This is a genomic window from Chamaesiphon sp. GL140_3_metabinner_50, from assembly GCF_025361915.1.
Lineage (GTDB): Bacteria > Cyanobacteriota > Cyanobacteriia > Cyanobacteriales > Chamaesiphonaceae > Chamaesiphon.
This window is the reverse complement of record NZ_JANYJC010000129.1, coordinates 1-11,473: the sequence shown is the minus strand read 5'-3', so window position 1 is coordinate 11,473 and position 11,473 is coordinate 1. Positions and strand designations below refer to the sequence as shown.

The 11,473-nt window shown below is 46.3% G+C and carries 10 protein-coding genes, 1 other RNA gene and 1 pseudogene; 5 read left to right on the top strand and 7 right to left on the bottom strand.

The window, feature by feature from the left end; translation table 11 throughout:
- Nucleotides 1–257: hypothetical protein (locus Q0R35_RS06975; RefSeq protein WP_295615371.1), on the bottom strand; the 257-nt coding region annotated here is incomplete at its 3' end.
- 571 nt (nt 258–828) lie between these two features.
- On the opposite strand from Q0R35_RS06975, the gene Q0R35_RS06970 reads away from it, so the two are divergent.
- On the top strand, nt 829–1,179 hold the full coding sequence (locus tag Q0R35_RS06970) for a hypothetical protein (RefSeq protein ID WP_295615370.1): 351 nt from the start codon (nt 829–831) through the stop codon (nt 1,177–1,179).
- Here the strand turns inward: Q0R35_RS06970 and Q0R35_RS06965 are convergent.
- Entirely contained in the window at nt 1,112–2,671 is a 1,560-nt protein-coding gene (locus Q0R35_RS06965; RefSeq protein ID WP_295615369.1) for a metallophosphoesterase, read from the bottom strand. The genes Q0R35_RS06970 and Q0R35_RS06965 overlap by 68 nt on opposite strands.
- Before the next feature lie 442 nt (nt 2,672–3,113).
- Between Q0R35_RS06965 and Q0R35_RS06960 the strand changes: the two genes are divergently transcribed.
- A complete protein-coding gene (locus Q0R35_RS06960; protein ID WP_295615368.1) occupies nt 3,114–3,884 on the top strand; it encodes a hypothetical protein in 771 nt (256 codons plus the stop codon).
- Between the two features lie 176 nt (nt 3,885–4,060).
- Here the strand turns inward: Q0R35_RS06960 and Q0R35_RS06955 are convergent, their stop codons facing one another.
- The 4 genes and pseudogenes from Q0R35_RS06955 to Q0R35_RS06940 all read right to left on the bottom strand — a co-directional run.
- Nucleotides 4,061–4,456 (bottom strand): hypothetical protein, encoded by a 396-nt coding sequence (locus Q0R35_RS06955; protein WP_295615367.1) that lies wholly within the window; start codon nt 4,454–4,456, stop codon nt 4,061–4,063.
- Nucleotides 4,457–4,602: 146 nt separating this feature from the next.
- Nucleotides 4,603–4,699: signal recognition particle sRNA small type (gene ffs, locus Q0R35_RS06950), an RNA gene on the bottom strand.
- 47 nt (nt 4,700–4,746) lie between these two features.
- Nucleotides 4,747–8,547: a CHASE2 domain-containing protein gene (locus Q0R35_RS06945; RefSeq protein ID WP_295615366.1), complete on the bottom strand. Its 3,801-nt coding sequence runs from the start codon at nt 8,545–8,547 to the stop codon at nt 4,747–4,749.
- A 232-nt stretch (nt 8,548–8,779) separates the two neighbouring features.
- A pseudogene (locus Q0R35_RS06940) lies at nt 8,780–9,028 on the bottom strand (3-dehydroquinate synthase); the annotation flags it as partial.
- A 273-nt stretch (nt 9,029–9,301) separates the two neighbouring features.
- On the opposite strand from Q0R35_RS06940, the gene Q0R35_RS06935 reads away from it, so the two are divergent.
- The 3 genes from Q0R35_RS06935 to Q0R35_RS06925 all read left to right on the top strand — a co-directional run bounded on the left by Q0R35_RS06935 (nt 9,302) and on the right by Q0R35_RS06925 (nt 10,700).
- The gene (locus Q0R35_RS06935) at nt 9,302–9,397 is read left to right on the top strand and encodes a cytochrome b6-f complex subunit PetL (RefSeq protein WP_295615365.1); all 96 of its coding nucleotides are present in this window, start codon (nt 9,302–9,304) and stop codon (nt 9,395–9,397) included.
- 73 nt (nt 9,398–9,470) lie between these two features.
- On the top strand, nt 9,471–10,286 hold the full coding sequence (locus tag Q0R35_RS06930; protein WP_295615364.1) for a carbon-nitrogen hydrolase family protein: 816 nt from the start codon (nt 9,471–9,473) through the stop codon (nt 10,284–10,286).
- Nucleotides 10,287–10,397: 111 nt separating this feature from the next.
- A complete protein-coding gene (locus tag Q0R35_RS06925) occupies nt 10,398–10,700 on the top strand; it encodes a YggT family protein (RefSeq protein ID WP_295615363.1) in 303 nt (100 codons plus the stop codon).
- Between the two features lie 68 nt (nt 10,701–10,768).
- Here the strand turns inward: Q0R35_RS06925 and pyrR are convergent, their stop codons facing one another.
- On the bottom strand, nt 10,769–11,311 hold the full coding sequence (gene pyrR / locus Q0R35_RS06920; RefSeq protein WP_295615362.1) for a bifunctional pyr operon transcriptional regulator/uracil phosphoribosyltransferase PyrR: 543 nt from the start codon (nt 11,309–11,311) through the stop codon (nt 10,769–10,771).
- Nucleotides 11,312–11,473 lie beyond the last annotated feature (162 nt).

The following is an 11,473-nucleotide window of genomic DNA, read 5'->3' as shown; positions in this document are numbered from 1 at the left end:
GATCTACCGAGTGACGCATAGATGTTAGTACCAAATAATACATCTAAAGTACAGCTATAACGAGCGAGTAATAATGCCCACGCGCCCAAGACGATCGTGTTAATTTTTACATTGACTTCACTACCGATCGAAGTTGGCAATACCGACAATTCCACTTGTCGCTCGGCATCACACAACGGCTGTTTTAAACTATCTTTAATGGCGATCGGGAGTTGAGTTGGTACCGCGCCACATAATCGATCTAGCCAAAGTTTCATAGGTAACATCCAAGTATTTGCAAAGATATTTTAAAATTAAATTACAATAATTTTGCCGATCGCATTTAAAAGTAATAACAACAGTGCAATTCTTTTTCTAATTAATACTTCGATAGTTTTAAAATTTAAATTTAGCTAAAAAGTATTAAATTGTTCGAGCGATATTGTAAATTTTAAATAGTATTAAAGTCTACTGTGTGGGCAAAAATATTTATTTCGATCTAGCTCAAAACAAATCGATCGTCATAGTCGAAATAGGTTTCAACCATCGCGGATTCTTATGCTTATACAGTAACAGGTTGTCTCTTAAAATGACAATGAGTAAGAATACGTAGATTTTTTAAATAACCTACAGGTCTTGCTAGTAGCGGTTTGACTGCGAATATTAACTCTTTGACGCAGGCTCGCCCGATCGGTTTTAAAAAACAAATCGGCAAAACGATCGCTGACATTCTTTTCAATCTTCAGCGATGATATATGCAGATGTTTTGTCAATCAATATTCGATCGAAGATCGCTCATAACTTGTGATGCAGATCGCTGAGAAATTATTAGTTATCTGATGCGATCGTTTGCGTTCGCAAAGCGTCTCGGTACGAGAATCGACCGACCGCAATCTAAAAAGCCAGATCGGAGGAATTACCCATCCCGATCTGGCTGTTAGATCTGTAGGTTGGGTAGAGCAAGGCGAAACCCAACACACCCAACAAAGTTTCTTTCATCCTTTAGCCGACGCTAATTCGATCCTGTGGAGAATCCCAATATTAAAAGCCAGATCGGGAGGAATTACCCATCCCGATCTGGCTGTTAGCATCCTAGCAATAGCGATTACCTACGGTAGGCTTCGCCAACGATTCAACCGTCTAACTTACTGGTATAGTATTGCCACTGGAGCTGATGATATTCGGCAACTTGGGGCTTGAGCTGAAATTTCAAAGTTTTTCCGGGTAAAACATCAACCTGTAAAAATGAGTAAGCGTGGTACTTGTGTGCGCCGCGTCCGGTTTTACCTAAAAATTGATGCGATATAGCCACATCCTGCAACTCACTACCAACTCGCTCTTGCAAAATATTCCCCTCAGTCCGTTGGCGGCGCAGACTAAAACCACTCCCACCACAGATCGCCCATTTTATCCCCCTGTCTGCATGTCCGGTTTCTAGGGTTTCGAGGTATTCAAAACAATGAGCGTGACCGCACATCACCAGATCGACCAACGGACGGTTATCTACCAGCGGTTTGAGAGCTAATTCGACTCGATCGAACACCGTCCGTAAATAATGCCGCACCGCTAAAGTCTGACCCTGATGCCATTTCGTCGCTTCGGTCACATACGGCGGATGATGAAAATAAATCATCCGTCCCCGCACGGTTTTATCTTCCCAAGAGGCGACTAATCCCCGCTCCAGCCACTCCAATTGCTCGAAATCGATCCGCTCTTTGCCCGCATTGGGGTGCAGTTGTTTTTCCAAATCGCCAATTACTTCTTCAATCTGCTCGACTTTACCCAGCAACTCGTCGAGAGATTCTCGTTCGCCGATTTTCGGTGCCGAATCGTGCGGATCTAAAGTTTGAATGACTTGTAAATGTTCGTCTCGCTCGGTTTGCAACCCTTCGAGATCGGCGAGTAATTGCTGACGGTGACGATCGGATTCGATCGGCAGTGGGGCATTAAATGTATTAGAATCGAGCGCGAAAAAGTCGATCCCGCCATACCGAAATTGATAGTAACGGTTAGGGAGCCGGGTAAACTTCCCCGGCTGGTAATTCAACGCTTTACCCGTCGCTGTCTGGGCGGTATAGTGTCGCTCTAGGTGCTGCTGGAGTGCCGATTCGGGAATATCTTGGAGATAATCTAAAAAGGCTCTAGCATAAGCATCGCCCTGATAAGAGCCATGCCAGCCGACATCGAGATCGATCGCATACCGAAAAGCCTGCCGCAGGGGACGCAATAGCTGAGATAATACGCCATACGCGATCGGCAGATCGTAGTAGTCATGATTGCCCAGTACTGGTAAAAAGGGGCGATTGAAGACCATCGAGTCGTAGCTGATTTGCGCTGGATGTTCGCCACCCACCAATAACTCGCGATAGGGTTTAATAAAATTCTCTGGATACTGTTCGCTCGATCCGACCAGATAAACGACATCGCCTGTATGAAGGATAAATCGCGCCTCAGCCGCCGAGCGGATCATTAGCTCTGCAACACGCCGCTGGGGACTATCGCCCCGGTGTACGCCATTCCCGCTGTCTCCTAGCACGCAAAATGTAAACCCTTGCTCTGAGTCGTTCCGATCGTCTAAAACTAGCTGCGTGCGATCGATCCCTAACCGATCGAATAATGGATGATTCCACCGCAGCCGTTCTTGCATTTTGGCAATCTTACGTTCGATACTCGGATCGGCAACTAACTTCATCAGGGATTAATAAGTACTTTTTGATGATGACATCTTTCTTTATTATTGACGATCTGTTAATGTTTACGATCTAACGATCGATAGATTTCTGCTGTGTTCTGGGCGCGATCGTCTTAAAAAACCGGGAGGGGCAACTCATAAATTGCCTCTCTCTACTTTTCACAGCGTATACACAAGTCTACTGGGGGGAAACGCACAATTCGGGGTTAATTTCACCTAAACTCACGTACTGATATTGTGATTATCGCTACGATCTGCTGATTGGGATACTTGGGATGAGTAATCTCCACCTAATGATAGAGCAGCTAACTAATGGGGCTGGTTAAGATCGGAACATAACTTATGGACAAGCAGCCAATTGGAATGATGACTTCCTTAGTTCGAGACTCGTCATTATCAATTTAGATGAGCTGTCAATCGTTTTAGTAGTCAGGAGCTAATTATGTCTAGACCAATCAATGAGCGGATCGCTGACAATGTGGAGAAAGTCAAAGGTGAAGGCAAACTTCGATCGGAGAATATCCGCGAAGTTCTAAATGATGCTGCTTCGCTAACAGTTTCCGAACTCAAAGAAGGATCTCGCCAAATGCGGACGATTCTCAAAGAGGCGATCTCGACAATTGCTGCCGATTTCAAGGATAAAAGCAGCGAAATTCCCGAAAAAGTTACCCATTCGATTGAAGGTGCGATCGAGGATAGTACTCGCTATAGCCAAGATGCGATCGCCAGTCTTCAAACCAAGATTCATGAAATCCAGCATCAAATCGACGAACGACAACGCGAAATCGATCTGGATTTACAAGACACGATCGTGGAGATAAAAGCTACCGATATCGACCGATCCAGTCAACTCAAATCGGCGATCGATAAGGCAGTTAGTAATGTTAAAGAACGCAGAGAATCTGAATTGCTAAAGCAACAATATCTCAATCTCAAATTTCAATTAGCGAACTTAGATTCTAAACTATCAGATCGCTATGGCGATCGTTATACTGATGTCAAACATCAATTGGATAACATCAAAACGATCTACGATCGGGCAAAAGTTGAAGCCGAAGCCAGCGGTGTCACTCCCGTTCGAGCCAAACAAACCGAGATCGAGCGGAAGTTAAGTAAGTTTGCTTCAGCCGTTGCGATCTCAGAGCATGAAATCAAACAGTACTTACAAGAACTGTGGAAAAATAAAGGTTTTGATTCGCATCCCAAACCTTAAATCTAGCAACCAAATCGGCTATACTCAGAACGCCTAGAAACTGGACTTTTTAGCATTGCGTGAGATCCCTGACTTCTTCAAGAAGTCGGGGATCTGGATCTATCAAAAAGTCCAAAATTTAGCCGTTTTGAGCATAACAGACTTATCGGTATGCGGTAGCCGCGATCGATAAAAATCTAAGAATTTTTCATCCGTTTTAGCTCTTCTTGCAAGGCTTCTACTTGCTTCCGCATGTCGCTCACATTTTCAGGAGATTGAGATGGCGAAGATGGGGCTTCGGAATCGGCAACGATTTCGATGCGGCGCGGTTCGGTGCTTTTTTGCGCTCGTTCGGTAGAATTGTTGTTTGCAGCTTGGTTTAAGTTCTGTTGTTGGGCAGATTTAATCATGTCATCTACCAATTTGCGCGCTTCTTCGGTGGTAATTTCACCTTTGGCAACCATGTCGTCGGCTAATTTCTGCGCTTGAGTGCCGATCGAGGAAAATTTTTCACCAGCTTGTTCTCCAGCCGCTGTCGCTAGACCGACTCCCAGATAAAATGCTTTTTGAACGATATCTCCTAAACCAGCCATAGTTAACCTTTGATGTAGTGGCGATCGTCGATCGATCTTACTTATATGATAGACGGTCGCACGACTTGACGGCTAGGGTTGTGCTGGTACGGGTTGCCGATATCGTGTAGTGAGGATATGGCGATCGAACTTGAAAAAAATACTTTTATGACCCGGAGACCACGCCTGTAATAAGCATCCCATGTTGCTGCTACCTTCCAGTCCTGACAAGGTTTGGGCGTTACGACCGCGTAGGGCCGAGTCTCTTTTACTATAGCACAGAATTTATTGATTTGTCCGATCGCTCTTGACTAACCCTGAATCTTTTCGCCTAGATGAATTTTTGGCTCGTGCATTTGCGAGATGGCTTGGGTGAGATATTCGATTTCGTGGAGAAGGGGATAGATATTTGTTTGAGCGGATAAATTTGGCGAATCGCCAGTGTCGATCGACAGCATTTTATCTAGTTGAATTGTTAATTGTTCGATCGCCACAGCACCGACATTCGCGCTGGCACCTTTGATGGTATGGAGGATCTGTTCGATTTTGGCGAGATCGCGGTTGGCGAGTGCGATATGGATCGATCGCAGTTGCTCTTGGGTATTTTCGACAAAAACTGCTAATATCTTGCGTTCAAATTCGGGATCGCCTTCGGAGATTTGATGCAGATATTCGAGATCTATCGATATGGGGATGGGGGCGATTTCGCTTGGCTCTGGCTCTGGAGCGTTGCTGTTAGGTAATGTCAGACTGATATCGTCTACATTTTTATTACTGGGCAATCGTGCCCACCGAGCGAGTTTAGCAGCTAGTTCGTCTTTGCGGACGGGTTTGGATAAAAAGTCATCCATCCCGGCTAACATTGCCAATTCGCGATCTTCTTTCATTGCGCTGGCGGTGAGGGCGACGATCGCGGTATGGCGTAGTTTGCCCTCGCGGATCCGAATTTCTTTGGTTGCAGCATAGCCATCGAGGCGCGGCATGTGACAATCCATTAAAATCACATCGTAATCTCGATCGGCAATTTTAGCGAGCACTTCTTCGCCATCGCAGGCGAGATCGGCGATGTAGCCCAAATTTTTGAGCTGGTTGAGGGCGACTTTTTGATTGACTTTATTATCTTCGGCTACCAAAATTCGCAGGTGCGAGCTGTCTGCTGGAGCGGTAAGCTGCGGCTGGGGTGGTTTGGGATTGGTAATGTACCCGAAGGCTTGATGGGGTGGGGCGACATTTTCGCCCAACTCGATACATTTACCGAGCAAACTTAGCGGTTTTGCTGGCTTGAAGGCGTAGCTGGAGATCGCTTGGCGTTGTTGAAGCCCGGAGGCGCGATCGTATTCGTTGAACGCGATCGTGGTAATTATTCGCAGATTTGCCAGTTCGGGATAGTGCCCGATCTGCTCTGGCAGGGTGGTATTCCGGCTGTCGGGGAAGGCTAAATCGGTAATGAGGGTGTCGAAAGGTTTGCCCACTACGGCGGCGGCTAGGAGCAGATTCATGGCGGCGGTACTAGTGGTGGTGGTGGTGGCGATCGCGCCATAATATTCAGCAGCAGAGCAGATCGCGTGGCGGCTGTGATCCCAATTGCCCGCAATGAGCAGGCGTTGTCCGTTGAGGCGTTCGGCGAGTTGGCGCGATTTCATTAGTTCTTCGCTAACTTGGGGGGTGAGGCTGGCGCAGGAGCATGTCAGGGTAAACCAGAAGATCGAGCCTGCGGATGGTGCGCTGATTACGCCAATTTCGCCGCCCATCATTTCGATTAAGCGTTTGGAAATTGCCAATCCCAATCCGGTACCACCATATTGGCGGGTGGTGGAGGAATCAGCTTGTGAGAAGGATTGGAAAATCCTGTCTTGAGAGTCTTGAGCGATGCCGATGCCTGTATCTTGAACTTGGAAGTAGAGGGTAGTTTGCCGATCGGTAGTGGCGATCCCGCTAATATCGATCGATACGCCGCCGCGATCGGTAAATTTGATCGCATTCCCAATTAAGTTGGTTAAAATTTGTCCTAATCTGGTGGGATCTCCTTGTAAATTAGTGGCAATTGTCGGCTCGATCCGACAGCTTAGTTCGATCCCTTTGGAGTAGGCATTATTGGCAAGCACGTCGATGGTTTGTTCGACTGTTTCGACGAGATTGAAGTTAATTTCTTCGAGGTGCAGTTCTCCGGCTTCGATTTTAGAAAAGTCGAGAATTTCGTTGATGATATTTAGTAAGTTGTCGGAGCTGCCGCGAATTGTTTCGACAAAGCTGCGCTGTTCTTCATTGAGCTTGGTATCTAATAAAATTTCGGTAAAGCTGATAATGCCATTCATCGGTGTCCGAATTTCGTGGCTCATGTTTGCTAAAAACGCGCTCTTCATTTTACCCGCAGATTCAGCCAGTTGACGGGCTTTTTCAAGGGCGATATTTTCTTTGGTTAACTCTTGGCGAGAGTGGCGTTCGCGCTCGATTAATAATGATTGAAGTTGTTTAGATGTGGTGATATCTTCGATCGCGATCAGAAATCCAGAGACGACATCGATATCTTTCATTTTCTTGCCGTCGATAATCTCTTTTTGAATCTCTTGCCAATTGAAAAGTGCTTCTAATCTGAGCGTAAAGAATTTATCGTTGTGCTTGACTTCTTTGGCAGGTAGACTTTGATAATTGTGGATATCGACTAACCGATCTTGCCACTCGCGATCGCTAAACCAGTTTGGCACCAAGCAATTGGCAATTTTATCGCCGATATTAACGTTTAATAATTGCGATGCGACTGAGTTACAAAACCACACCGTACCGTCTAATTCTGTTGCTAATAAGCCCATCGACAAGCTATTAGCGATCGCGGTTTGGGCCGATTGGGCGCGGCCTAATTCTGCTGCTAGGGTGGCTAATTTGGCAACTTTACCAACTGGAATCGGTGGCAAATGTTGGCGGTTTCTAACGCGCGGCGTGTGGGCGACGAGGTTAACTTCATGGGTTTGCCACAGCCTGTCGATTTCGCGTTTGACTAAAAAATCTGTATAGAGCCGTTCGCAATAAGCGACCCCGACGGAAGTTAGTAAAATCGACATCAGCGGTGCGGCAACTGGCAGCCAATAATTGTTCGCTAAAGCAACTGTCACGATCGCGATCCAACTACTACTCAATCCCAATAATGCCAGCAATCGCTGACCGTGGGTGAGCCGACTGAGCTGATAACTCAACAGCGGACTAATGCCGAAAAATACTAGCAACAGCCAGCTATCGGGCACGAGTTGTAATTGCGTGCGTTGGAGCAGATTGTCTACTACGGCGGCATGAAGATAAACACTCGCAGCTCCATCAGATCGATCGAATGGTGTTTCGATTCGTTTGGCATTAGTGCCAGTAATGCCCACTAACACAATTTTATTATTAAATCCTTTTTCCTGTCGTTGCTGTTCGCGATCGGTTTGAGGATCTAAGATCGAACTTAAAGTATAGTGGTTGGCTTTGGCAACTTTACCCGGCCAATTAACCCAGAAATTGCCCTCATTCGCCGGACGTTTGATTTCGGGGTCGTTGCTGAGGTTGTGACCTTCTACCGCCATCCATGCCAGCGAGTAGACCCGATTTTTATAAGCTGGAATCTGCCGGACTACCCCATCGTGACTTTTAATGACATCGATATGACCGACTGCTGGAGCGGCGGCTTTCAATCTTCGCGTGGGTAAAATCGGGTTGTTGTTACGATCCCAACTCTGAGCGAGAATTACCGCTTTATGATTATTAATTGCTTTAATAAAGTCATCATCATTGGGCGTAATATCGTTAAAAACCTGCTCGAAGGCGATCGTACTAGCGTTATACTTAGTTAGAATTTTAACTAGCTTGGTATAGTACGATCGATTATTGGGCAAATCTCGGAATTTATTGATACTTTCATCATCAATTTCTACCACCACGATCCGATCGTCCCAAGCCCGTTCTCCGCGTAATTCGGTCAAACGATTGTAAGCAAAATCTTCGGCTGGTACCGTCGCACCTAGTTGTACCAAGCCAATTGCGACTGCTGCGGCAATTGGCCCCGGCAACCACCGCCATACAGAGCGCAGGGGTTCTGGGATCTGGAGTGAAAGATTAGTCAAGCGAGTGAGATAGTTCAAGATCCGTGGCGGTAGATTCAGTAGATGGTGGCTGATATTAGCGGGGAAGACCTGACTCGTTCGCGCTTTATCCTAATTAAAATTAAGAATAACTGTAATCTAACTACTTGCAATCGGCAACATAGCTGTTAAAACTTGCTTAATTAGCGCATCCGACACCAAATCTTGAGTCGGATTCAACACCCCACCCGCGACCTTTGCAAGTACTTCCAATTTTACAAGGTAAAATGAATACTGCTTCGCCACGATCGATAGTATATTTTGTCACGTTTTCGATCGCGTGCCCGATCGGATGACCGTAATTTAATGTCGCGCGCAATCGAGTCAATTCGCGTTCGTCTTGACTCACTACTTGGGCTTTAGCACGAGCCGATCGCGTTAGAATAGTAGAGAGGAGTTCGGGGGCGATTTGGCTTTGCTGGAGTCCGTCAGCGCGTTCGAGCGAATCGCATAATTCGGGGTCGCCGATAAATACCACCATGACCTTGTGACCTAATTGCAGCGCACGACATTTTGCCCCCAGCAGATTGAGATTTCCCGGCGCAATCGAGATTTCGGAGATGTTTTTAGCTAGCGCAACTTGAATCGATTCCATGAGCGGTAAGTTTGAACAGATCTTAAATTGTAGATGTCTGGAGCAAAGATGCTACGTTTTAGATCGATCGAATGCTCCAGTGAAGAATCGATCGCTATCTAGCCGCGAAACTCCAGTGAATGATTTAATATTAGTTGTACATAACCTAAAAATAAATATATGTCTGGTGCGATCGCTTATCTCGGCTTTATCGGTATCATGTTCGGCATTGCGATGGGTCTGTTCTTTGGACTGAAATTTACCAAAGTTATCTAAAACAGCGACTAGTCACCTCTGGCTAGTCCACACCCACACCATCCATTCACTCACATTAGTAGCGTCCTCACTCATGAAATCTTACCTTGCCGCTGCCGTCCAAATGACGAGCCTGCCGGATCTAGAGAAAAATCTCGCGACTGCTGAAGAACTAATCGAATTAGCCGTGCGTCGAGGTGCTGAGTTAATCGGGTTGCCCGAAAATTTTGCCTTTTTAGGTACCGAAGAAGATAAAGTCTCTCAGGCTGAGTCAATTGCCACTCAAACTGAAAAATTCCTCAAGACTACCGCTCAGAAATATCAAGTCACGATCGTCGGTGGTGGTTTTCCAGTACCAGTCGGCGATCGCGGTAAAGCTTATAATACCGCACTGTTAGTCGGCCCCAGCGGTGAAGAACTCAGCAGATACGAGAAGGCGCATTTATTTGATGTCGATCTCCCCGATGGCAACACCTATCAGGAATCTAGCACCGTCATGGCGGGCATGAAACTCCCCGATGTTTACCACTCGCCCCAATTAGGCGGGATTGGATTATCGGTTTGCTACGATGTCCGGTTTCCAGAATTGTATCGGCATCTTTCCAAATTAGGCGCGGATGTTTTATTCGTCCCGGCGGCATTTACCGCCTACACTGGCAAAGATCACTGGCAAGTTTTATTACAAGCTCGCGCGATCGAAAATACCTGCTACGTCATCGCTCCCGCTCAAACTGGCAACCACTACGCCATGCGCCAAACTCACGGACATGCGATGATTATCGGCCCTTGGGGAGTCATTCTAGCCGATGCTGGCGACCTTCCCGGCATCGCGATCGCCGAAATCGATCCCAAACGTCTCGCCCGCGCCCGCGCCCAAATGCCCTCACTTCAACATCGGGTTTTTGCCTAGATTTTAGTGAGTAGTGGATAGTGAGATTAGAGTTTTAATCTTCTTACTCCTTACTCCTTACTTCTTACTCCTTACTCTCCCATCTCCCCCCTCCCATCTCCCATCTCAACTATGAGTGCAAATAATCTTCAATTACTTAATATCCTTAATATTGGTGTCACCGTTATTTTGGTAATTATGACAGTCTTATTTATCTTTCGGATCGTGCTGACGTGGTATCCGCAGGTCGAGAGTCAGAAAATGCCCTTCAGCCTAGTGATCGCACCGACAGAGCCATTTTTAGCCCCTTCTCGCAAACTTATTCCCCCCATTGGTGGAGTCGATATTACCCCGATCGTCTGGGTGGGAATTATCAGTTTGATTAGAGAAGTTTTGGTCGGACAACAAGGTTTAATTGCGATGTTAATTAGGTAAGAGATGGGAGGTGGGAGTTGGGAGTTCGGAGATGGGAGCGATCTGGTTGTAGTAAAAATAACGAGCTTCTAACCAGTAGCACGAGTCAATTCTACAGCGTCGCGCCCGTCAGACTCTTGAAAATAGACCTTAATTTTTTCATCGCGGGCGGTTGGCAATTTCTTCCCACAAAAGTCTGGATGAATCGGGACTTGACGATGACCGCGATCGACTAATACTGCCAGTAGAATATGTTTTGGTCTACCATATTCATTAACGGCGTTGAGTGCAGCGCGGATCGTTCGACCCTGATAAATAACATCATCTACCAAAATTACCGTCTTCCCGTTCAAGTCTACCGGAATATCGGTTTTACCAGGAGTTCTCACGGCGATCGAATCGAGATCGTCGCGATAAAAAGTAATATCTAGAGTAGCAACGGGGACTTTTACCCCTTCTAATATCTCAATTTGTCTGGCTAACATTTTTGCTAGCGGTACACCTTTAGTTTGAATGCCGATTAATACAATCTGCGATAGATCTCGACAGCATTCGTCAATTTCTGAAGCCAATCTGACGATCGTTCTTCGGATTTCATCAGCCGATAAGATTTCAACAATAGAATTTGACATGAGATGGGAGTGGGGAGATGGGAGTGCGGAGATGGGAGTTGGGAGACTAGAGAACGGGGGATAGATATATCTTTTCCTCTCATTTCTATCATAAGGTACACGATCGCCCTATTTCCTTACTCCGGCGTTGCTGAATTGATGTATGAAATTTAGAGTAGGGGC

Bases quoted from the DNA above. Each gene is read 5' to 3' on its own strand.
- Q0R35_RS06965 (WP_295615369.1), bottom strand. From the start codon at position 2,671: ATGAAGTTAGTTGCCGATCCGAGTATCGAACGTAAGATTGCCAAAATG.
- Q0R35_RS06960 (WP_295615368.1), top strand. From the start codon at position 3,114: ATGTCTAGACCAATCAATGAGCGGATCGCTGACAATGTGGAGAAAGTC.
- Q0R35_RS06955 (WP_295615367.1), bottom strand. From the start codon at position 4,456: ATGGCTGGTTTAGGAGATATCGTTCAAAAAGCATTTTATCTGGGAGTC.
- Q0R35_RS06935 (WP_295615365.1), top strand. From the start codon at position 9,302: ATGTCTGGTGCGATCGCTTATCTCGGCTTTATCGGTATCATGTTCGGC.
- Q0R35_RS06930 (WP_295615364.1), top strand. From the start codon at position 9,471: ATGAAATCTTACCTTGCCGCTGCCGTCCAAATGACGAGCCTGCCGGAT.
- Q0R35_RS06925 (WP_295615363.1), top strand. From the start codon at position 10,398: ATGAGTGCAAATAATCTTCAATTACTTAATATCCTTAATATTGGTGTC.
- pyrR (WP_295615362.1), bottom strand. From the start codon at position 11,311: ATGTCAAATTCTATTGTTGAAATCTTATCGGCTGATGAAATCCGAAGA.